A 24247-nucleotide genomic window follows, 5' to 3' on the forward strand; every position below is an offset into this window, starting at 1 on the left:
GTGGTAAGTTCCCGACGTTCGGAATCGCTCAGCGTCAATTTCTTGATTTTCATTTATCACGCAGTTTTGTTCGAAGCAAAGATAATGTAATTTCGACATAGGTGAAATAATTATGAATAACTACTTAACTACTTATATCTATATAATACTATTACTCATACAAACATCTGCCAGTTTTACACAAAACATAGCCACAGATGACTACATTGGCTTTTATCAGGATTTTCTCAGCAGTCAAAAAAACAGCAGATGCGCTATGTATCCCTCCTGCTCTCAATACGGAAAAATGGCCTTTAAGAATTTCACTTTTCCCAAAGCCATAACCCTGACTTGTGACCGAATTATAAGATGCAGCCACGATGCACGTTACTATGACATTACTTACCAATCGGGAAACAGAAGCCTTATAGATTATCTGCAAGAAAATTTTCCTACACAAATAATCCATAATCGTTATCAAGCGCCTCATACAGATATCTTAAAATGGAGAAGCGACAGAGACAGCAATATACTTTTTATCAACCAATTAATCAACAAAGAGGAGTATTATCCTGCACTATTGGAAATAGAACGACTACTTTTTTCCAACCAAGGAGACCATCAGCTGTATAAACTAAAGCTTCTATGCCACAGAGGACTGAAAGAATACGAAGAAGGCATTTTTGAATACGAAGTTACATTTCCTGACACTATCAAGAAAAACACTGAGCTTCAAATGCAGGCAGCTATCTTATATTATTGCACAAATAATTTCAGCAATGCTATAAACTTGACAGAGAAAATAAGACGTGATACAGTTTCATTTCCCGATGTTCAAAAAGCAAATGCATTATACGGTATTCTTTCCGCACAAAACGAAGAATACGAAAACTCTTTGAGTTGCTTCAATCAAAATGCAGGGACTTCATCATTCAATCAGCAAAGCATTGATATTATCAAACAAATGATGAAACAGAAAAAGAAGAATCCTACAATGGCCCGAATACTATCAATAATTCCCGGAGCAGGATACTTATATACCAAGCATAAAGGAAGTGCACTGACAGCTTTCTTAGTCAACTCCTTATTAGGTTACGCTACCTATACCAGCATAAAAAAGCAAAACTATGGAGTAGCAGGAGTTTGCGGTTTCTTATCATTGTCATTCTATATAGGAAATATAAACGGAGCAGGCAGAAGCGCCATTCGATACAATTCAAAAAAGAAGAACGAACAAATCAGAAAATTAGAAAGGATAAACAACATTTTTTATTAACTAAATCATTTTTATTATGTTTACAAAATTAACAAAAAAGGTTTATTTCAAACCTGCAGTGTTATTAATGGCCATTGCAATGTTGACAATGTCATTTACAATGCCTGGCGAAGTGGTTATATTAAGAGCCGGAACCAGCATTCCATTAGAGTTGGTATCAACATTATACAGCAGCAATGTCAAAAGCGGACAAATGGTAGATTTCAGAGTATTGAGTGATGTCAAGGCTAATGGAAAAATCGTCATTTCAGCAGGTTCTATTGCACAAGGACAGATTACAAGAGCCAAAAAGAGAGGTTTACTGGGTTCTGAAGGAGAACTGGAAATAGCTATCAAAAGCGTAAAAGCTGTTGACGGAACTACTGTTTATTTGTCAGGAAACAACTTATATGATGAAGGTAGCAATAAACTCGCGTTATCTATTGTTCTGACGATTTGCTGTCTGTTCGGTTTTCTCATCAAAGGTGGCAAAGCAGAAATTCCCGCTGGTGCACAAGTACAAGGAACAGTAATTTCAAATGTAGAAATCAATCTATAAGAAAGTTTCTCCAACCTAATCATTCTCAATAGGACTTCGCTTCATCGCATCGCATTCTTGATGAAGTGAAGTCCTATTCTACTTTAGAAGAAAAAAGGAAACAGCAGGAACGCCTGAACCAAGAAAAAGCTATAAGAGAGGGCAGATTAAATTACAACACATAAAGTTCTTTGGCAATGTGCCTTACCAGATGACAGGCCTCGCTTGTAACAGCCAAGAGTTCTGTGCAGTTCTCACACAAATAAGACTGCGACCTTAACCCCATCAGGAATTCCTCTCGCCCATAATCGCCACCTTGATTACCCCCTCCAGCCTATTCTCAAAAATACGGTAGGCTTCGTCAATTTCCTTCAACGGGAAACGATGCGTGACAAGCGGCGTGGTATCTATCTGTCCCACCGCTATCAGGCGCAGTATCTCGGCACAATCGCACCCATCCACACCACCGGTCTTGAAGACAAGATTCTTGCCATACATCTCCGGCAAGGGCAATAACTGAGGCTGGTCATAAAGCGCCACAATGGTGACAATGGCATTGGGACGGGCACACTCCCATGCCAGACGGAAAGTATCTTCCGTACCGGCAACTTCAAGTACGACATCCGCCCCACCATGGTCGCTATGCTTCCTCACAAAGTCTTTGCAGTTCTCCGGCCCAATGACCAGCACCTCCGGATAATGCTCGCGGACAAAACGGATTCTTTCGGCCGACTGCTCGCAGACAATAATGTGACGGGGCTTCTTCAGCAGGGTACAAAGCAGGGTGCAAATACCCGTCGGCCCGGCACCGATGATGAGTACAGTGTCTTCCTCGGTTATTTCGGAGATACGGGCAGCCCAGAAGCCGGTGGCCAACACATCGCCTACCAAGAGTGCCTGCTCGTCGCTTACCGTATCGGGAATACGGTTCAGTCCCTGGTCGGCATAGGGCACACGTACATATTCCGCCTGACCGCCATCAATACGGCACCCCAAAGCCCAACCGCCATTGGCGTCGGTACAGTTGTTCACATATCCGTGACGGCAAAAGAAACATTTACCGCAAAAAGTCTCCACATTCACAGTCACACGGTCACCGGGCTTTACCGACTCAACTTCGGCACCCACCTGCTCTACGATGCCCACCATTTCGTGTCCTACCGTAATTCCGGGTACAGCACGCGGTACGCTTCCATGCTTTATATGCAAGTCACTGGTGCATATGCTACCCAGTGTCACCCGCACAATAGCATCGCGCGCATCTTCCAATACCGGTATCGGTTTCTCAAGCAATCCGAACTTTCCGTGTTCAATATAAGTATATGCCAACATAATATATGCTTTTTTGAGTTATCACTTCAAACGCGAAGTTGCCAGAAAGCAACGGCCGCCGCGGCCGCCACGTTCAGCGAATCTACCCCGTGAGACATAGGGATGCGAACCACATAGTCGGCTCCTGCAATCGCTTCGTGCGAAAGACCATCTCCCTCAGTACCCATCACAATAGCCAACCGGGACTCGGCCTTTAAAACGGGATTGTCTATGGAAATGGAATTGTCCGTAAGCGCCATGGCCGCCGTGCGGAAGCCCAACTCACCAAGCACACCGGGAGGACCGTCCATCCACGTCCATGGCACAAGAAAGACCGTCCCCATAGATACCCGGACTGCACGACGGTTCAGAGGGTCGCAGGAATTCCGAGTCAACAGCACGGCATCCATGCCAAGAGCCGCCGCCGAACGGAAGATGGCTCCAATATTAGTGGTATCTACCACCCCGTCGATAACCACAATACGCCGGGCTCCCCGGCAGACTTCCTCCATACTTCTGGGAACCGGACGGCGCATGGCACAAAGCACGCCCCGTGTCAAGACATAGCCGGTCAGTTCGGCAAGCAATTCCCTGTCGCTTGTGTAGACGGGTATATCGCCACAGCGCTCAATGATTTCGGCAGCATCCCCATAGATGTGCTTGTGCTCACACAAAAGAGCCAAAGGCTCATAACCAGCATCCAAAGCCACTTTGATAACTTTGGGACTTTCTGCAATGAACAGTCCCTTGTCCGGTTCGATACGGTTGCGCAACTGGGCTTCGGTAAGAGTGCTGAACACTTCCACACCGGGATGAGTTAATGATGATATTTCGATAACAGCCATATATTATATTACATGCGGAGAATATTTTTATCGCTCTCCACGGACAAACATATTCTCATAGTTGGATTCTCCTCGGCAACCCTCATGTTCCACCAATCCTGACAATGCTTCGGGGAACATTTGCACAAATTTATTTCCAAAATCAGATTTCACATTGCCGGTATCAAAAACCGCATCCAATAGCCGCCCTTTGCATTCAATCCTTACGTTAGGCGTATTGGAGGATAAGAACATGTTAGTTTTTTCGTTTGTTATCTGATATGGAAAGATAAACGACAATCTACAAGCGACCTTCATCATGTGCAACAAACTATAAATTAAACATTCTAACATAAACAATTCATGGTACCGGATTCATTTCCCCATCTAAGAACTGAATTTGTATGCAAAAATACGAAATATCTGCGATATAACGTTTATAGAACACTTAATAAACAAGATAAAATCCTGGCAAATGATTAACTGCAAACCATGCTTCATATTCAGAAGAATATGTTTACTTTTGCAAAAGCTTTCCTATACCTCCCACAGCATGCAATTACTGCATACGTTGCAAACAAGAAAAGAAAAGCATATCAAACGTAAAGAAAAGAAATCCCGTTAAGATGAAAGAAAAAGAACTTGAATTTTCCGATGTCCCCAATAATTTCCTTTGGTGCATCGACCGGCAATGTCCCAAGTCCGGAACCTGCCTCAGGCAAGTGGCAGAAAGGCTTGCCCCCACAGACCTTGTACAATATAGCATCGTCAGTCCCAAGCATATAGCTAGTCTGGGAGGAGAATGTCCCTACTACTGTTCCAGCACAAAAGTACAATATGCCAAAGGATTTCTCGGCATATTGGAAAACCTCACGGCCAAGCAGGTACGCTTCTTCGCCCAACGACTTATAAGCAACTCCAGCCGCCGAACCTACTACCGGGTCCGTAGCGGAGAACGCGCCTTATCCCCCGCAGAGCAAGAATCCATACTGAATGTCCTCAAAGAGTGCGGAATAACCGCCCCAATGAAATTCGATTCCTACTACTACGACTATTTATGGACGTAAAAACACACCCATAATCCACACTATAGATTGCAAGCTGTGCCACCATACTGGCACAGTTGTGCCTTGCCTATGGCACAAGTTTGCCAATGGGATGGCACAGTTGTGCTATAAGCAAGGCACAAAACGCTGTAACTTACCGTCAACTCTATATTCCTTTGATTGTCTTCATCAGTTGTTCTCCCAGTCCGATGGTATATCCTTGCGATACGAAGACCACCCGATTGAAAGTATCGGCTATGATGAATATCGGCAGGCTCTCTTTATGCTTCAACTTCATGCTTTCTGCAATCTGCGCAGCGATACCGTCCGTATCTATACCATAAATAATGGTAGAAGGCAAATCGGGGAATGACTCGCAGGCGAACTTGCCGGCTTTGGCTTCATCAGGAAACAGCAACACCATCTTACGCCCCCACTTCTCCAAATCGGCCTTGAACGAAGCTATGTCGCGCAACGCATGATTGGTAGGCTCCTGATTGACACCCAGAATACCTACGACAAAATAACCGCGCCCGCAAGCCTGCAACAGGCTTTGCTGGATTACGGAACCGTCATCTGACAACGGAGTGAAGAGAGACTCTGAATTAAAGTTTCCGATAACCTGCACTTCATCCCTGCTCTCGCGCATCACCAGCTCGATGTCCGTTGTCTTATCCGGCAAAATGCAAAAAGAAGAGATTCGGGAAAGTACCGCACCGCTGGCAAGGCGCGTACCGGTCACCAAAACATAATCACCGGCATCCAAAGGCGTCCCTTCTTTCAGCAGGTTGCTCCACGTAATACCACCGCCCATATCTGTATCGCCTTCGTCATAGGAAAGCAACTGCAAATTTCCCTGCGGAATCTGTCTGGAAAGAGTGAAATGAGAATAGTATTTCGGGTTGTCTAACGAGCGGATAGGGTTATAGGAAGCCACCAGCCTACCCCTTTGTCCCAATTTCTCTTCCTGGAACTGTACATCCAAGTCCACGTCCACCGCACCATCATCCCCTATCAACTGCACCTTGCCGGTCACTTCGTTGATACGGGCTGGGATTGCCATGCTACGTGCCATAGAGACGAAGAAGATGTCACGGCTATGGGCATCAGCCACACGAGCTTTCCAAACACCTTCCGGAGAGATAGGAGCTCCGCCCAGATTACACTCTTTGTCTACACGGATATTCCGGGCAACCCATGCCACCAGTTTCATCGGCTCTGCCCTGTATGCCTCAGCCTCTTCCTTTGAAACGGCCTTCTTGAAAAAGCCCTTGTAGGGAGTCAGCATTTCGTTGCTTACACGCGGATTGCGCACATATCTGCGGAAATAGTCGGGGTTCTTGCACATGTCGGATTGCATGTGGTCCATTAGCACTTCCAGCGTAACGTCACGAAGGTCTTTTGCCGAAATCCGTTGCAGCAAGTCCAGTCCTCCCCTCTTTGACTTTTCAGAACGCAACCGCGCCATGAAGTCAGCAATAACCTGGTGGTTCCCTCTGGAAGCTATCAGAATCCGGGAAACGGCATCCTCGTCGAGCTTGTACTGCCGTGCAAAGTAGCGTGCCGCCTCATCCGTCATAAACGTAGCCATGTAAGCATGGCGGATAGAATCTTCATGAGCCATGCGGCAGTCGTTCGCAGCACGTTGTTCGGGGGTGACTTCCGGCATTTCGGCACTCTCGGGAGGAGGCACCAGCTCAAAATCGGCAGTAAAAGTATCACCGGCAGCTTTGTCCAGCGTCACGGTCAGTTCATTATCCTTACCGAAAGAAAGCTTGGAAAAACCGAATTTTCCGTCTTTGGAAGCCCATATCATCATGTCACCCTTACCGGCTGTCAGGAACACCTTTCCTTCCGCATCCGTCTGCTTCCGAGCCACGGTATAGAACTCTGCATAATTGTAGAGTTTGAACTCCACACAAGCATCAGACACCGGATTGCCTTGCCCATCCGTTACCGTAACGATGGCCTTGGCCGTCGGTGCATAGTTACCGATTACATTGATTTCCGTATAATTGGAAGTGACTGACATTACTTCTTCTGCTCCTTCATAACGTCCAAAAACTTTGGTATGCATCAACATGCCACGGCTGGCCGGAGCATTGAACCAACCAAGATTGAGTACCGGTTCCGGTTCACAAGCACCCAAAAAATACCATTTCCCATCTGCCCATGCCTCTACCCACGCATGATTGTCGTCCGTATGGGCCCAACGGGGCGTATAGACCTGACGGGCAGGAATGCCTACCGAACGCAGGGCGGCAACCAACAAAGTGGATTCTTCCCCACAACGTCCGTACGCTGTGCGTACCGTTGCCAACGGCGAACTGGTACGGGCGTCAGAAGGAGTATAGACAGCCTTTTCATGACACCAATGGTTCACCTCCAAAATGGCATCGTAAAGGGAAAGGGATTTCACACGATTTTTCAGCTCATCGTAAAATATTACCCGCGCGCTGTCCAGTTGCTCGTTGTTCACCCGCACCGGAAGTACAAAATGACGAAACAAATCCTCAGGAATAACTTCTCCCCAAGGCATCTCATCTGCAGCCTTTTGGGAGGCGCGCACGTTCATCAAATGAAATTCTCCGGGATAATCGGTAATATCTGCCAGAGGCATATAGGCATAAAGGAACTCCAAAGCTTCACGCTCGTACGGCGTCAAGTCCGTATCGAATATGGCAAACAAATCGCCTTGCGGCAATCTCTCTTTTTTTTGATTGAAGTCCTGCTCCACACGTTGGTGGTAAGAAGCGTCTGTAATGAAAGAACGTCCGCCACAAGAGGTCAGTAAACATACCAGTCCAAGAAATTCTAGAAGTCGTGCAACTCGTTTCATAATACTTTTTATTGAGGTTGAGCCACAAAAATAAGGATAATATTTCAATTTTTACTTCAGATGTATCACTAAAATCGTATCCCCGGAGAAAGTGAAGCTGCATTTGTCATAAGACGGCGGGCCCATAACACCTCGGACATCATTGCTGAATCCGTACTTCTCTGTAGGAATGCCCAAAACGGCAGTATCCAGTATCCCATTTCCGTTCTCGTCCTGAAAAAGCGAAATGGCATACGTACCCGCAGGTAACCCCTGGCAGGGAATGGAGAGCGGCGTATCTTTCACATCTATCCGAAAGGCGGTCAAAAGTTTCTTCATGAATGTTTCTTCCGAATTGTAGATGGCGACATAGAGATGCCCTTCCACCTTTTCAATGTCACACACTTCAATAGTCAGATTCTAGGCAAAGAGCAGCTGGGCGGCACTTTGCATTACAAATACTAAAAAAATAATCATCACTTTCATCTTTGTTCATTTTAAAAAGGTCATTGTCTAAAAATTGGATACATCGTAGGCGGTCTTCTTACCTAAAGTCACATACACTCCTACATAGAAAAAATGGTCACTGGAAGCAAGGCAACTTTCGTATCGGCATCTGTTTCTTCCAACGCCAGATGGTCATAAATAATAAAGTTCAGCTTTACAGAAACGCCCTTCATTGTCGTACTGAACGCCCCAATTGTACTGCATACATACTTCCGACATCAACTGCGGCCGACGCACCAGACAGTAGTTCTCGGGCAACTGTGTGTATCGCCCAACAATTCCCGACAGCATCATGTTTCCACCAATACATGCGATTGTTATCATCCGTCCCGGACAACAGATAATGATTCCTATAATTGCGGATAAGAGTTTACGAAACTTGCGTAACATCTTTGTCATATATAGATTGCAAAATATAGTATTTCTGGAGAAAATAAAGGATGAACAACCACTTTTTATGTTATAAAACATATTTTTTCGCAAACATTTCGTATCTTTGCAACGTTATAAGATAAAAGAAAAGATGTAAAACCCGCTTTCCGAAACGCGGAGAGCACAAAAAGATGAGAATTATGAAAAAGAATGCAAATGAAATTTTTATGTTACAGTACCAAATCAAACGCTATCAAGCAATGGGTAATGGAACAATGTGCCAAACACTGAACGGTAAACTACAAAAACTGCTTGCAAAGCAGTCCTTGTAACCATGTAAAAAACACCTTTAAATACAATGAATGAAGGGGGTGTATCAAAACCCTCTTTTTAACAAAATCACCCTTGCTACAGATATCTGTGACAGGGGTGATTTTCATATTTTTGGTATTTTGACACATCCCCTTTTCTTTACAGGAAGTAAAGCCCCTGAACACTCTCCGGCTCCAGCATTTGAATCATTCAAGCCTCTACAATATCCTTCCCAAAAGGAGTCAATGCCAATCCGGCCAGTTTAAAATGCTGCAAGCCAAACGGAATACCGATAATAGTAATGCACAGCAACAGCCCAAACCCCAAATGAGAAAGACTGATCCAAATGCCACCCAAAAATATCCAAAGAATATTCATCAGCACATAAAGACAACCACCGGAGCGTTCACCACTACGCACCTCCTTGCCGAAAGGCCACAAAGCAAGTGCAGCCATCTTCAGGGTTTGCATGCCGAAAGGAATGCCGATGATGGTTATCATCATCAACAAACTAGCTATGAGATACTCCACTGCCGTGAGAATACCTCCAAACAATAGCCATAAAATATTCATAAAACAGCCCATACGCCCTATCTGTTTAAGGAGTTATTCTAACTCCAGATTAATTCTCCTACTAATAAACAATGTAATGCAAATATACGATTATTTCTTCCAATGATTCACCTCCCAGTCACTAAACTCGAAACTAAGCTGTTCCCAGACACCTTTTTCCTCACTCTCTTCACGGGGATTGGAAACGGAAATCCCTATCAAACGAATGGGACGGTGCTCATAATCAACTTCCTGCAACAACTGTTTGGATAAAGGCAAAATGACATCAATAGACATCAGCTCTCTTCCTTGAGTAATGCTACGAGTTATCTGACTGAAATCATGAAACTTTATCTTCAGCGTCAACGTATTCCCATGAAAACCGATATGTTCCAGCCTGTTCACCAACTCTACAACAATATGGTACAACTCTATAATGACGGATGAACGCTTACTGATGTCCTTCTCTAAAGTATGTTCACACCCCACAGACTTGCGAATGCGGACAGCCTCTACCGGACGGGAATCGATGCCACGGGCAAAATCATAATAGATTGTCCCCACTTTGCCAAACTCGCGCGTCAGCATCTCCAAAGACTGCATGCGCAGCTGCTCCCCATTGTGAATCCCCAAAGAGTGCATCTTCTTTGCCGTTACCGGTCCCACTCCCCAAAAGCTTTCAATGGGCAGCCGGGCAACAAAGTCCAATGCCTGAGCAGGATGGATGGTACAAAGCCCGTCCGGCTTGCGGTAGTCCGAGGCTATCTTGGCAAGAAACTTATTATAGGATATGCCGGCTGAAGCCACCAGATTCAATCTCTCCCGCACCTTCTGCTTTATCTCCTTCGCAATGTCCACAGCCAACGGAATGCACGGCTTGTTCTCCGTCACATCCAAAAAAGCTTCGTCCAGCGAGATGGGCTCGATGATATCCGTATATTCATGGAAAATTTCGTGTATCTGACAGGAAACGGATTTGTAGACTTCCATCCGTCCCGGAATAAAGATAAGTTGGGGACACAGCCGCTTTGCCTTCAGCGACGACATGGCAGAACGCACCCCGAAACGACGTGCCTCGTAACTGGCTGCCGCCACCACTCCCCGCTCCTCTGCGTAACCCACAGCTATGGGCTTGCCCCGCAGTACAGGATTATCGCGCTGTTCTACAGAGGCGTAGAACGCATCCATATCAATATGTATGATTTTACGCTCGTTCATCATCTTCCGACTCCCGGTGCAAATATACACCATTTTCTTGTGCAAAGTATCTGCCGATAAACATAAATGAATTCAGGTTTCAAAAAGAAATCTGCAAAAATCCATGCAACCGAGTAATCCAAGCCAACAGCCGGATAGCTAAAAGCCAAGACATTCAGCAGACTGACCATTTTCATTTTGCAACCAAGTTGCATCCCCTTTACGCTACCTTTGCAACAGAAAATTAAAACAGGAGGAAACAATATGAGTTGCAAATGCTGCTGCACACATGAACATACAGCAATACAAGAAAAAAGAAACAGTCTGCTGAAAGATTATTGGAGAATCATCCTCTCCGCTCTATTACTTTTCGGAGGTATCATCCTGAATGCTACTGACGCTACCTTCTTCAAGGGAGAATATGTATCTTTGATATGGTACCTACTCGCCTACTTCCCCGTAGGCCTCCCGGTGATGAGGGAAGCCTGGGAAAGCATCCTGCAAAAGGACGTGTTCAGCGAATTCACCCTTATGTCCATCGCCACCCTCGGCGCCTTCTATATAGGCGAATATCCCGAAGGCGTTGCCGTCATGCTCTTCTACTCCTTGGGAGAGCTCTTTCAGGACAAAGCCGTAGACAAAGCCAAGCGTAACATCAGCGCCCTGCTCGACGTACGTCCCGAAACGGCAACGGTCATCAGAAACGGCAGTACGCTTGTCGAAGTTCCCCAACGCGTACAGGTAGGCGAAACCATCGAAGTAAAAGCCGGAGAGCGCGTCCCCTTGGACGGAACGATGCTGGACGAAGTTGCCGCCTTCAACACCTCCGCACTGACGGGAGAAAGTGTTCCCCGCAACATCCGCCAGGACGAAGAAGTGCTTGCCGGAATGATTGCGACCGACAAAGTCGTACGCATCCAAGTCGCCAGACCCTTCGAGAAAAGTGCTCTTTCCCGCATATTGGAACTGGTGCAGAATGCTGCCGAGCGCAAAGCACCGGCAGAACTTTTCATTCGTAAGTTTGCCCGTATCTACACACCCGCCGTCACCGGACTGGCGACGTTGATTGTACTGTTCCCCTTCCTCTATTCGCTGGCAAATACACAATTCTCGTTCATCCTTAATGACTGGCTATATAGGGCATTGGTCTTTCTGGTTATCTCCTGCCCGTGCGCCCTCGTCGTAAGTATTCCGTTAGGCTACTTCGGAGGAATCGGCGCCGCCTCCCGCCTTGGCGTACTCTTCAAAGGCGGCAACTACCTCGATGCCATCACCCAAGTCAACACGGTGGTATTCGACAAGACGGGTACGCTGACCAAAGGCACCTTCGATGTACAATCCTGCCAGACACAACCGGGAGTTCCGGAAGAGAAGTTGATACAGCTTGCCGCCTCGGCAGAGCGAAACAGTACGCACCCCATAGCCAAAGCCATCGCAAGCTATGCCAAACAAAGAAATATAGAGCTGATTGCCACAACGGACGTTATGGAAATTGCCGGCCACGGACTGCAAACCACTATGGATGGAACGCGCGTCCTGGTAGGCAACACCCGCCTGCTGATTAAATTCGGGATAGAATATCCTGATGAATTGTCATCAATTGTCGATACGATTGTGGTCTGCGCCATCGGAACAAAATATGTCGGTTATCTGTTATTATCAGATACATTAAAGGAAGACGCCGTCAATGCCGTCAAAGAATTAAAAGCTTTAAATATCAATAATATTCAGATATTATCGGGAGACAAACAAGCCATTGTTACTAACTTTGCAGAAAAGCTAGGCATCACCCAGGCATACGGAGACCTGCTGCCGGACGGAAAAGTGAAGCACATCGAAGCACTTCGCAGCAACCCTGCCAACCGGATAGCCTTTGTGGGCGACGGCATCAATGATGCCCCGGTTCTTGCTCTTAGCCATGTGGGCATTGCCATGGGCGGACTTGGCAGCGATGCCGCCATCGAAACCGCCGATGTAGTGATACAGACAGACCAGCCTTCGAGAGTGGCCACCGCCATTCGTGCAGGCAGGCAAACCCGCCGGATTGTCTGGCAAAACATCTCGCTGGCTTTCGGAGTGAAGCTGCTTGTCCTCATCCTCGGTGCCGGTGGAATCGCCACACTTTGGGAAGCTGTCTTTGCCGACGTAGGCGTCGCCCTCATTGCGATAGTGAACGCCATACGCATACAGAAACTTATTAAATAGAAAAAATGGAAGAAAAGAAATATTTGGACCTATTGGCCAAAAGGGACATACAGCCCACCGCTATCCGCATCCTGATATTGCGCACCATGATGCAGGCAGGCTGTTCCGTCTCATTGCTCGACCTTGAAACCATGCTGGATACGGTAGACAAATCCACCATCTTCCGTACCCTTACCCTATTCCTCTCCCATCATCTGATACACAGTATAGATGACGGGACGGGCTCCTTCAAGTATGCTGTGTGCAGCGACAGTTGCTCTTGCGCCGTAAGCGACCTGCACACCCATTTCCATTGCGAGAAATGCAACAAAACCTTCTGCTTCACCAACAGCCCCACTCCGGTGGTGAAACTGCCTCAAGGATTTACGCTGAACAGCATCAACTATGTACTGAAAGGCATTTGTCCGGACTGTGCAGCAGAAGCCAACCGGGAGGCTTAGTTAAAAAATAAGAATCCATGCAGTCATTCATGTTCTTCTCTATCTTTAAAAGGTATGCCTGCGCTATATTCCCGACCCAATATCAGTATAATATATATCAAAACCCGTTGGCGGAATTAAATTAGCACATATTTGACTCTGCCAATGGGGCTTCCATTTTTACAGTTAATATATTGCAGTATTGTAAGTGCGCTAATCTTCCCGACAATCCGGGTAAACAATCCGTCTGTATCTTTCGCATAATTCCTTATAATCATAAACCGGTCACACAACTGCGAAAATAGGATTTCAATTCTTTTTCTAGCTTTTGCAAAAACCGGATTACTATAGTCCACCTTCACATCCTTCAGATAATGAATATCATGTACACTTGCCTTGGTGAGGTCAAAGGAATGGATGACTCCACTTAATCCACAGAATGCATGGAATTTATATCCGCAATAATACGCTCCTTATGACGCACAGTATCCTACCCCGGTGCTTTCTCAAAATCCTTCTTCCCCATACCGCAACGCTTGGAACGGAAAAAACGACATACCTCTATCGGCTTCGAGTCAATGCAGAAACAATTTTCGCCTCCATCCATTTCCGCGGCCATTCTTTCCCGGATTGTATTGCAGAGGGATGAAGTGATTTTACGTCTGTCATTGTATTGTGTATTGTCTGCGGGATATAAGATTGGGAATTTCAATCTTATACTCTTGTAACTGTGCAAACAACAATGACTCACTGTCAATACCAACAGCTTCTGACGCCATATTCAATGCCACTATTTCAATGTCTGAGAATCTGGAAACTACTCCTCTTCTTGGCACATTCCCTGATTCATTGACTTAATTAACGGCTACTTGCTTGCATATGTTCAGAAATTTTGCGAATATTGCATATAGGTTGTGCATACGATATTTGTCTATTAAAAGTTTGGTCACCTTTAATTTACCAAATATCAACAATATGCACAATTTTTTATACATAAATCTTTTATCAATTTAATTCCGTCAACGGGTTATTTTTGCACAATTGATAGTATTCACCCAATCTCAACTGCATGCAACCTTTTAATGAAAAACAACTTTTAGAGGCTATCAGTAAAGGAAACGAAAAGGCTTTTGAAATTTTCTTCCTGCACTATTACCCACAAGTCAAAGGATTTATCACCGGATTATTACAATCACCGGAAGAAGCGGAAGATATATCGCAGGATATATTTCTAATGCTGTGGGGCAACCGCTCATCCCTCAATACAATCAACAACTTCAAATCTTATCTTTTCCGTGTCTGCAAAAATGCGGCATACCGGCATATCGAACGTGCGTTACTATTCAAAAACTACCAGCAAAAACAAGCCGAAAAGGTTGTTTCCACACCGGAAAACAACGAAACTGACGACAAGATACAACTTAGGGAACTCGAACTACTGGTAGCAATGGTTGTGGAAAAAATGCCTCCGCAACGGAAGAAAATATATAAGATGAGCCGGGAATCAGGAATGAGCAGCGATGAAATAGCCCAAACGTTAGGCATCAATAAACGGACTGTCGAGAACCATCTTTCACAAGCCCTCACAGACATACGGAAAGTGCTATTTATTGCCTTTATTCTATTTTTCTAAAAAAAATATGAATTCAGACCGTGCGTAGTTGACCAGTTACGTATCTTATATAAGAAACCATCACCATAAAAACATTAATATGTCGAATACCTATAAAATAATTAAAAATTTTGTTTCCGACAAGTTCAGTCCCGAACTTAAGGAAAAGATGTGGAGATGGCTCATTGACTCCGCAGAACAGGACGAGAAGGAAGAAGCAATGATGCAGGTATGGGAAGAACAAGAATTCAAAACCGATGCAAGCACCATATGCTCTTATCAGAATTTCCGCAAGAAGTTGCCGCATTCACAAAAAACAGCCATTTCTTATACGTTGCGCAAATGGGGACAAGTAGCGGCAGCATTACTCATCCCCCTGCTGTCCATATGGATAGCTTACTTGTATATACAACCCGACGAAAAACCTGTAGAATTGGTAGAATACTTTGTGCCTAAGGGAGAACAGAGGCAAATCACTTTGCCCGACGGTTCCATAGCGCATCTCAATTCAGGGACATTGTTAATATATCCACAGAAATTTGCTAATGACATGCGTTCCGTATATCTGATGGGAGAAGCAAATTTCGATGTAAAGAAAGATAGCCAACATCCATTCATTGTCAAGACCAGCCATCTGAAAGTTAAAGTTTTGGGAACCAAGTTCAACGTACACGCCTATCCGGAAGATAAAAAAACAATCGCTACTCTTGAATCAGGCTCAATTGTTGTTCAGAAATCGAACGATGAGGACATCATTACTCTGTCACCCGATGAGCAACTCGAATATGAGAATCCAACCGGAGAATTCAATAAAAAAATCATTGACGCTTCCTTATACTCCGGTTGGACTAAAGGTGAATTAAACTTTGCCGGAATGACTCTCAAAGACATTTTCACTACAATAGAAAGAATATATAATATACATATCATCGTTCCTCCACATCTAGCCACTACGGATGTATATACGATTAAATTCAAACATAAAGTTCCTATCAAAGATATCATGAATATTGTAACAAAAACGATAGGAAGCATCGATTATAAAGTAGAGGACGAGAACGTGCTTTTAATTTATTCACCTCAAAACAAGAAAGGAGGCAGATAGGCAAAAAAAAGGAAGCCGGTACTTCGCGGATACCAACTCCCCTAAATCAATCAAAATTACTTGATTCAATTTGTAGCATACACTTAAATTAGTATTAATGATTAACTCACAAAAGTATGAAACTTTATAAGTTATCGGGTAAGAATTACCCCGTAAAAATTCATAAAATTTATATATTGTTATTTGCTTTATGTTTTTATAACACAGCCTTCGGGCAAAAACAGCAAATAACGGTATCTATGAAAAACCAATCTCTATTAAAAGTATTTGAAAGTATTGAAGCCCAGACAGATTTAAGTATTGCTTATAATCAGACGAAACTGGACGTCAAACAAAAGGTAACCGTCAATTTCACCAAAGAAACAGTTTCTTCTGTTCTGGACTCGATATTAAAAGGAACCGGATTCACTTACAGACCGGAAGGGAAACATATCATCATAGTCCCTGTTCCGACAAAAGCGGAAATGCCTTCCAATAATACAACTCAACAGAATATAAAAATAAGGGGGATCGTCACAGATATGCAAGGCGAGCCTTTGATTGGTGCCAACGTTCTTGTAGAGGGTAGCAAGCAAGCTACTATTACCAACTTCAACGGAGAATTCTCATTGGAAGTTCCGGCAAATGGTAAACTCCGAATCACTTATATCGGATACACCACACAAGAAGTTCCTGTGAAAAACCAGACATCCTTCAACATACAGTTGCAGGAAGACACACAAATAATGGAGGAAGTTGTAGTTATCGGATTCGGTACACAGAAAAAAGTGAATATGACCGGAGCCGTAGGAGCCGTAAACGTTAAGGAATCCTTAGGTGACCGTCCTATAACCAATGTATCGGCAGCTTTGCAAGGTGTTGTGCCTGGTTTGAAAATTGAATCGGCCACAGGTGCTCCCGGCGATAATATGACATATAATATCCGTGGAACAACTTCCATCAACGGAGGTGAGCCCTTGGTGCTGGTCAACAACGTACCGATGGATATCAATATGATTGATCCACAAGATATTGAAACCGTATCTATCCTGAAAGATGCCGCTTCGGCAGCTATCTATGGAGCGCGTGCCGCTTTCGGTGTTATCTTGATAACGACAAAACAAGGTAAAAAAGATATGGCTCCCAAATTCAACTATAATAACAACTTCTCCTTCTCGAAAGCATTGGAGTTGCCGCAAAAAGCCAGTCCATTGGAGTCGGTATTGGCCTACAAGGAGATGGGATGGGCGAATGACACGTATGTGGACGGAAAAAACATCACCCAGTGGGAATCATACATACGCGACTACCAAAGCGACCCTTCCAAATATCCTAACGGTTATATATTTGACGACAAAGGCAATTTGTTTTTAATGCGGGAAAACGATATGTTTGCCGACATGATGGAAGAATTCGGCTTCATGCAGAACCACAGTTTCTCCGTATCGGGAGGTAGCGAACGCACCAATTACCGCTTAAGTTTAGGATATACCGGTGAAGACGGAATTTTGATAACAGACAAAGACAAGTTTGACCGTATCAATATGTCCAGCTTCCTCAGCGTGGATGTCAACAAATGGCTTACCACTCAGTTGGATATCAGATATGCCAACTCTACTCAAAATAAAGTAGAGCAAGGCGGCCGCAACGGTGTGTGGGGAAGTGCGATGGCTTTGCCATCTTACCATAACATCCTGCCGTATGAACAAGACGGTGTAGTATATCCGGCCGAAACATCGGCTACTTATGTACGTTATGGCGAACCGAGAGTTATCAAGAAAAACGACCTGCGCACATTGGGCCGTGTTATCATATCTCCGTTAAAAGGATTGAAAATAACGGGTGAATATACATTTAACCGCACTACCGAATACAACCGGATGTATATCAACAAATACCGATACATCGGTTTCAACTTTACGGGAGTCCTGAACAATGTGGAAAACTCTAGTTATGCCCTGACACAAGGAACCACCAACTACAATGCCATCAACGTATTTGCCAATTACGACTTCTCCATAGGCAAACACGACATTGCCATCATGGGAGGATATAACCAGGAAGAGAGCCACAAGGAGTCCCAATGGTCGCAACGTACGGACGTATTGTTGGAAAATCTGCCTTCTCTTTCAGGCTCGACCGGTACGGCTTCTGTCAGCGATAGCTTTGACGAATATGCCATCAGAGGTTTGTTCTACCGTGTCAATTATGCATATGCCGGCAAATATATGCTGGAAACCAACGGACGTTACGACGGAACTTCCCGTTTCCCGAAGAAGAACCGTTTCGGATTCTTCCCATCTTTCTCAGCCGGATGGAGAATCTCTGAAGAACCATTTATGGAAAAAACAAGAGACATTCTTTCCAACCTGAAACTGCGCGCTTCGTGGGGTTCTATCGGAAACCAAATTATCCTGAAGCCTAACAATACCCCCGACAATTATCCGTACATTCCTTCCATGGCGCCTTATCTCACAGAATGGTTAGTAGACGGACAGAAAGCCACTACATTGGCAGTTCCTGTAATGGTAAGCAACAATTTCTCATGGGAGAAAGTATATACACTGGACTTCGGTGTCGACTTCGGATTCTTCAATAACCGCCTGAACGGTACTTTCGACTGGTATCGCCGCGACACCAAAGGAATGTTGGCTCCCGGTATGGACTTTCCGTGGGTAATCGGTGCTACTGCCGCCAAACAGAATGCCGCCGACCTGAAAACCTATGGTTGGGAATTGGAATTGAACTGGAGAGACCGCATCAACAAAGACTGGAGTTACCGGATTGGCTTCAACCTATACGACTCACAAAGCGAGATTACGAAGTACAACAACGAAACCAACCTGTTGGGTGACAACATTTATCGTAAAGGTATGAAAATGGGAGAAATATGGGGATACGTCACCGACCGTTTCTACACCGTAGACGACTTCAACGAAGACGGAACATTGAAAGCCGGTATTCCTAAACCGCAAGGAGCCGGAAAAGTGTATCCAGGAGATATCCTATACAAAAACTTCGACGATGATACAGAAACCATCTGGAGTGGACGGGGAACGGCAGACAACCCGGGTGACCAACGCATCATCGGTAACTCAACACCGCGCTTCCACTACGGTATCACCGCAGGAATAAGCTGGAAAGGATTTGACTTGTCTATTTTCCTACGCGGTGTGGGCAAACGCGATTACTGGCGTACCGACCAGATTGCATGGCCTACCGGAAACTGGGGTAGCTTGTTTAAAGAAACGCTCGACTTCTGGACACCCGAAAACACGAACGCACACTTTCCGCGCGTATATGCCAACGATGCAGTAAACACCTCCTACAACCGTTGGAAACAAACCAAGTATCTGGCAGATGCATCTTACTTGAAATTACAGAATATCACACTTTCGTACACGCTGCCCAAAACGTGGTCGCAACGCATCTATTTTGATGAAATGAAAGTATTCTTCAGTGGAGAAAATCTCTATACTTGGGACCACTTGCCCGAAGGATTGGAAACCGATATGTTGCAAAAAGGCATTTGGGAATATCCGTTTATGAGAAAATTCTCTCTTGGTATCAATGTTACATTCTAATAACCTATGCATTATGAGAAAATATTTATATCTGATATGTACGGTTTTATTAACCGGCTGTCTTAATAATGATTTCCTGGAAAGGTATCCTTTGGGAGACCCGACCGCCGAAACAGCTTTTAAAACATACGACAACTTCAAGGCTTACGCCTGGGGACTGTACGAAACCCTGCCTTCATTGGGATACGGTTCGGAAAACTCTACGGACGACATCTCGTACAACCAGACAAGAGGTTCGAGCGAAAGTAACTGGATTCGGAAATTAGTGACTATTCCCGACACAAAAGACAATACTGTATGGAGTTACTACAGCTATATCCGCCGTGTGAACTTAATGCTCGACCGCATCGAAGGCAGCGATATGACGGATACGGAGAAAAAACACTGGCGTTCTGTGGGATATTTCTTCCGCAGTTACCGCTACTTCTCTCTCCTGTCGGCCTATGGCGGTGTGCCCTGGATTGACCACGTATTGAGCGATGATGAGACAGAATTAATCGAAGGCCCGAGAGCATCGAGAGATGAAATAGCCGAACATATCCTGAACGATTTGAAAGATGCCGAAAGGGATATCAATGTAGACGGCGAAGGGGCAAATACCATCAACAAAGCCTGCGTGCAAGCACTGTTGTCGCGTTTCTGTCTGTTTGAAGGTACATGGCGTAAATACCACGGTTTGGGTAATGCTGAAACCTACCTGCGAGAATGCAAGCGGGTATCTGCCGAACTGATAGAGAAGTATCCCAACGTAGCCGACTGCTATGACGACTTATTCTGCTCACTGGAACTGAAAGACGTTCCAGGTGTAATTTTATACAGAGAGTACTCGAACACCGTCGGTGTGGTACACGCTGTAAGTATCGGCGGAACCACTGCCACATCGTTCTACAATCCTACCCGTGATTTGGTAGACAGCTATCTTTGCTCGGATGGTAAGCCACGCTGGACAAGCGTTCTGTTTAAAGGCGATGAAGACCTGTACGATGAATTCAGCAACCGCGACCACCGTCTATGGCTGCACGTCACTCCGCCTTACACCGTAGACCGTAGCAAATCGAACGACGCATGGGACAACAAATGGGAATTTACCGACAATCCTAAAGACAGAAGTTTCATCGACAGCCTCAGCACGCGTATAGGAATAGGATACGGCACTTCCAAAGAGCGGCAGAAAACGTTACCGTTCCGTCAAGGATATATCGGCGGTATCTTAGGAGCCTCGCCACACTTCGACTTCTTCTTGAACAACCAGCCGTGGTATAAATCAGCTTTCGGATACAACAACTGGAAATACTATTGCTGCTACTTAGACATGGGTAGCCAACGAAATGAGGAGACGGATATGCCTATCTTCCGCATCGAAGAAGTGATGCTGAACTATGCGGAAGCCATGTGCGAATTAGGCGAATTCGACCAGACCGTAGCCAACCTTACCATCAACAAGTTGCGCCCACGTGCTAATGTAGCACCGATGATTGTTACGAATATCAATGCTTCTTTCGACCCGAAGCGTGACAAAGGAAACTCCGATTATTCGGGCGACTACGAAGTAAATCCCCTGTTGTGGGAGATTCGCCGTGAGCGACGCATCGAGCTCTTCTCCGAAGGTTTCCGTTTCGACGACCTGAGAAGATGGAAGAAATGCCACTATGCACTGAAAAAGAAACTCGGACAATTTGTACGTTCATCCGACTTCCCCGGCGTCAGTGTCACCATCGACGGTGGAGGTAGTGAAGGGTATCTTGAGTTCCATCCCCAACAGACTCATCTGTGGCCCGACTATTATTACCTCAACCCCATCCCACGCAACGAACGAGTGTTAAACCCTCAACTCGAACAAAACCCCGGTTGGGAAAGTGAGAATTAATAAATAGACCTTAATCAATTAAAACTGTCCAAAGTGTTTGCCACTTTGGACAGTTTATTCTTAACTTTACCTACAAATAACCATTATCAAGATAACCTGTATGAAACACCGATTATCCATTCTTCTCCTGCTTGTATCCTATGCAGCCATCACATGCGGTCAAATCGTCTTTCCCTCTCCCAACCAAGTGGAAATGAAAAAAGGCAAACTCACCTTACGAAAGAACATTTCCATGTACACTGCGGACACCACCGCATTTTACGTAAGCCTTTTGCGTAGCGAAGTGCTCCGCAACTCTTTCGTCAAATGGCAGTCCAACGCATCGACCGCTCACATCTGCTGGATGAACGACCCGTCGCTTCCGCCCGAAGGATATAAGATAAGCATCAATCCGAAACAGATGACCATAACCGCCTCCGGCGAAAGAGGATTCATCTACGCCGTGCAGACTTTGCGTCAATGGGTTTCGGGCCCGGCCGGGAAACTTACCTTTGCCTGTGCCGACATCACCGACTCCCCCAGTATGCAATGGCGCTGTTTTATGCTGGATTCCGGACGCCAGTACCAACGGGTATCCACCATCAAAAAGTACATCGACATGGCTTCCCTGCTTAAAATGAACTATTTCCACTGGCACCTGACGGAAGGGTTGGGATGGCGGATAGAAATCAAGCGGTATCCGCGCCTTGCCCAAATAGGAGGTTCGGTAGGAAAGGCAGAAGAACAACACGGATTCTACACACAGGAAGAGATACGTGAAGTAATCAGCTATGCCAGCCAGCGCAATATCACCATCGTGCCCGAGATAGATATGCCGGGACACGCGGAAGCTGCTCTTTCCGCCCATTCGGAGTTGGGCTGCTTCGGGCTGCCCGTCGAAGTGCCTCAACATGGATTCACCCAAAACATATTCTGTGCCGGAAAAGATGAGGTGCTGACTTTCCTGAAAAACGTATTGGACGAAGTATGTGAACTATTCCCCTCCCCCTACATCCATTTGGGAGGAGACGAAGCACCGAAGGGGAATTGGAACAAATGTGAAGACTGCCAAAAGAGAATAGCAGCGTTGAATCTGAAAGACAGTCACGACCTCCAACTATGGTTCTCCGCACAGATGGCAAACCACTTGAAGCAAAAGGGACGCAAAGCCATCTTCTGGGGAGATGTCGTATATCAGGACGGATATCCGCTGCCCGACAATACAGTCATCCAATGGTGGAACTACCGTGGACATAAAGACTTAGCGCTCCGCAATGCACTCAAACACAACTACCCGGTCATTTGCAGCTCCAACTACTATACGTATCTCAACTTCCCGCTCACTCCGTGGCGGGGATATGCAAAAGAACGCACGTTCGACTTGAAAGACTTGTATTTGAACAATCCTTCAAACAAGGCCTGCAATGAAAAGAATCCTTTGATTCTCGGCATGAGCTGCGCATTATGGACAGACGACGTAGTGACGGAACGCATGATAGACCAACGCCTGTTTCCCCGCATCATCGGACTGGCAGAACAGATGTGGTATCAGGGAGAGCCACTGGACTTTACCCGTTTCTATGAGCACGTGCTTCAAAAGAAAGAATGGTTCGAACAGCAAGGATATGAATTCGGGCCGGCTTTAAAAAGCGAAGTGCCGCAAGATTACAAATGGGATTAAAAAAAGAATATCATGAATAAAAGGAACTTATTTATCGGTGTTTCCGCCCTATGCGGCAGTTATCTACAAGGGCAGACTTTACATACACAACCCAACATTATTTATATTTTAATGGACGATCTGGGATATGGGGATATTGGGTGTTTCGGACAACAAAGAATAGAAACACCCAACATCGACCGTTTATGCAAAGAAGGCATCAAACTGACACAGCATTATTCCGGTTCGCCTGTATCAGCTCCGGCACGTTGCGTATTAATGACGGGCATGCACTCTGGACACGCACAAATCCGTTTCAATAATGAAATGACCGAACGCGGAGCCGTCAACAACTATGATTCCGTATATGTGCATAAAGAACTGGAAGGACAGTTCCCCTTGCAAGCCAACACGATGACTATCGGACGAATGATGCAACAGGCAGGGTATGCTACCGGATGTTTCGGAAAATGGGGACTTGGTTATCCGGGATCCGAAGGAACGCCCGGCAAGCAGGGCTTCAATCAGTTTTATGGATATAACTGCCAGCGCCAGGCACATACGTATTATCCACCATTTTTATATAAGAATGAAGAACGTATCTATTTATCCAACAAGGTGACCGACCCGCACCGAAGTCCCTTAGACAAAAATGCTGACCCGAATGATCCGGCCAGTTATGCCAAATATACGCAAAAAGAATATGCCAACGACTTAATCTTCGATGAACTTCTAAAATTCGTCAGTACCAATCAATCCACTCCTTTCTTCCTGATGTGGACTACTCCCCTACCACATGTATCCCTACAGGCTCCTGAACGTTGGGTGAAGTATTATGTAGAAAAGTTCGGTGACGAAGAACCCTATACAGGCAAAGCGGGTTATCTGCCCTGCCGTTATCCACACGCCACCTATGCAGCAATGATCAGCTATTTTGATGAACAAATAGGCGGATTGATAGAAAAATTGAAAAAAGAAAATCTATATGAGAATACACTTCATTAGTGTCCAATAAAAATGGACGAGTTAAAAAATTAATCAAATAGTCCTTCAAAAAGGGGATAATCGAGTTCTTTGATATCGTTGAAATCAGTCTTATCGAACAGGTCACGTAAGTTCGTTTTGT

Annotated in this window: 17 protein-coding genes and 3 pseudogenes; 12 read left to right on the forward strand and 8 right to left on the reverse strand. The window is 45.2% G+C overall.

What is annotated here, in order from left to right; all coding sequences use genetic code 11:
- The first annotated feature begins 112 nt into the window (after positions 1-112).
- On the forward strand, positions 113-1255 hold the full coding sequence (gene yidD, locus HU824_RS15850; protein WP_176469353.1) for a membrane protein insertion efficiency factor YidD: 1143 nt from the start codon (positions 113-115) through the stop codon (positions 1253-1255).
- A gap of 16 nt (positions 1256-1271) precedes the next feature.
- Complete coding sequence (locus HU824_RS15855) at positions 1272-1793, forward strand: hypothetical protein (protein ID WP_136010553.1); 522 nt, start codon at positions 1272-1274, stop codon at positions 1791-1793.
- Between the two features lie 264 nt (positions 1794-2057).
- On the opposite strand, the gene HU824_RS15860 is transcribed toward HU824_RS15855, so the two are convergent.
- Together HU824_RS15860 and HU824_RS15865 are read right to left on the reverse strand one after the other, a co-directional pair.
- A complete protein-coding gene (locus HU824_RS15860; protein WP_176469354.1) occupies positions 2058-3104 on the reverse strand; it encodes an alcohol dehydrogenase in 1047 nt (348 codons plus the stop codon).
- A 26-nt stretch (positions 3105-3130) separates the two neighbouring features.
- Positions 3131-3928: an RNA methyltransferase gene (locus HU824_RS15865; protein ID WP_176469355.1), complete on the reverse strand. Its 798-nt coding sequence runs from the start codon at positions 3926-3928 to the stop codon at positions 3131-3133.
- A 605-nt stretch (positions 3929-4533) separates the two neighbouring features.
- Between HU824_RS15865 and HU824_RS15870 the strand changes: the two genes are divergently transcribed.
- Entirely contained in the window at positions 4534-4974 is a 441-nt protein-coding gene (locus HU824_RS15870) for a DUF6078 family protein (protein WP_176469356.1), read from the forward strand.
- A 145-nt stretch (positions 4975-5119) separates the two neighbouring features.
- On the opposite strand, the gene HU824_RS15875 is transcribed toward HU824_RS15870, so the two are convergent.
- The 3 genes and pseudogenes from HU824_RS15875 to HU824_RS15885 form a co-directional block, all read right to left on the reverse strand.
- Complete coding sequence (locus tag HU824_RS15875; protein WP_176469357.1) at positions 5120-7792, reverse strand: transglutaminase domain-containing protein; 2673 nt, start codon at positions 7790-7792, stop codon at positions 5120-5122.
- A gap of 51 nt (positions 7793-7843) precedes the next feature.
- Positions 7844-8257, reverse strand: a pseudogene (locus HU824_RS15880) (DUF2141 domain-containing protein).
- A 153-nt stretch (positions 8258-8410) separates the two neighbouring features.
- Positions 8411-8677 (reverse strand): hypothetical protein, encoded by a 267-nt coding sequence (locus HU824_RS15885; protein WP_255260541.1) that lies wholly within the window; start codon positions 8675-8677, stop codon positions 8411-8413.
- Positions 8678-8850: 173 nt separating this feature from the next.
- On the opposite strand from HU824_RS15885, the gene HU824_RS19850 reads away from it, so the two are divergent.
- The gene (locus HU824_RS19850) at positions 8851-8982 is read left to right on the forward strand and encodes a hypothetical protein (protein ID WP_255260542.1); all 132 of its coding nucleotides are present in this window, start codon (positions 8851-8853) and stop codon (positions 8980-8982) included.
- 190 nt (positions 8983-9172) lie between these two features.
- Here HU824_RS19850 and HU824_RS15890 read toward each other — a convergent pair whose 3' ends face one another.
- Positions 9173-9547 (reverse strand): YccF domain-containing protein, encoded by a 375-nt coding sequence (locus HU824_RS15890; RefSeq protein ID WP_136010547.1) that lies wholly within the window; start codon positions 9545-9547, stop codon positions 9173-9175.
- Positions 9548-9625: 78 nt separating this feature from the next.
- Positions 9626-10732, reverse strand: a complete 1107-nt coding sequence (dinB, locus tag HU824_RS15895) for a DNA polymerase IV (protein WP_176469362.1) — start codon at positions 10730-10732, stop codon at positions 9626-9628.
- A gap of 243 nt (positions 10733-10975) precedes the next feature.
- Here dinB and HU824_RS15900 point away from each other — a divergent pair, with 243 nt between their 5' ends.
- Both HU824_RS15900 and HU824_RS15905 read left to right on the forward strand, forming a co-directional pair.
- Positions 10976-12916, forward strand: a complete 1941-nt coding sequence (locus HU824_RS15900; RefSeq protein WP_176469358.1) for a heavy metal translocating P-type ATPase — start codon at positions 10976-10978, stop codon at positions 12914-12916.
- A 5-nt stretch (positions 12917-12921) separates the two neighbouring features.
- Complete coding sequence (locus HU824_RS15905; RefSeq protein WP_176469359.1) at positions 12922-13356, forward strand: Fur family transcriptional regulator; 435 nt, start codon at positions 12922-12924, stop codon at positions 13354-13356.
- 116 nt (positions 13357-13472) lie between these two features.
- Here the strand turns inward: HU824_RS15905 and HU824_RS15910 are convergent.
- Positions 13473-14171, reverse strand: a pseudogene (locus HU824_RS15910) (transposase).
- A gap of 233 nt (positions 14172-14404) precedes the next feature.
- Here HU824_RS15910 and HU824_RS15915 point away from each other — a divergent pair.
- The 6 genes and pseudogenes from HU824_RS15915 to HU824_RS15940 all read left to right on the forward strand — a co-directional run.
- Positions 14405-14968, forward strand: coding sequence for an RNA polymerase sigma-70 factor (locus HU824_RS15915; protein WP_136010544.1), 564 nt, complete (start codon positions 14405-14407; stop codon positions 14966-14968).
- A 79-nt stretch (positions 14969-15047) separates the two neighbouring features.
- Complete coding sequence (locus HU824_RS15920) at positions 15048-16052, forward strand: FecR family protein (protein ID WP_176469360.1); 1005 nt, start codon at positions 15048-15050, stop codon at positions 16050-16052.
- A gap of 116 nt (positions 16053-16168) precedes the next feature.
- Positions 16169-19615 carry a TonB-dependent receptor gene (locus HU824_RS15925; RefSeq protein WP_136010543.1) on the forward strand — a complete coding sequence of 1149 codons (3447 nt, stop codon included), beginning with the start codon at positions 16169-16171 and terminating at the stop codon, positions 19613-19615.
- A 13-nt stretch (positions 19616-19628) separates the two neighbouring features.
- The gene (locus HU824_RS15930) at positions 19629-21482 is read left to right on the forward strand and encodes a RagB/SusD family nutrient uptake outer membrane protein (protein ID WP_136010542.1); all 1854 of its coding nucleotides are present in this window, start codon (positions 19629-19631) and stop codon (positions 21480-21482) included.
- A gap of 100 nt (positions 21483-21582) precedes the next feature.
- Positions 21583-23142, forward strand: coding sequence for a beta-N-acetylhexosaminidase (locus tag HU824_RS15935; protein ID WP_176469361.1), 1560 nt, complete (start codon positions 21583-21585; stop codon positions 23140-23142).
- A 12-nt stretch (positions 23143-23154) separates the two neighbouring features.
- Positions 23155-24120, forward strand: a pseudogene (locus HU824_RS15940) (sulfatase-like hydrolase/transferase); the annotation flags it as partial.
- Positions 24121-24247 lie beyond the last annotated feature (127 nt).

This window comes from Bacteroides sp. L10-4 (genome assembly GCF_013373675.1).
GTDB lineage: Bacteria > Bacteroidota > Bacteroidia > Bacteroidales > Bacteroidaceae > Bacteroides > Bacteroides muris.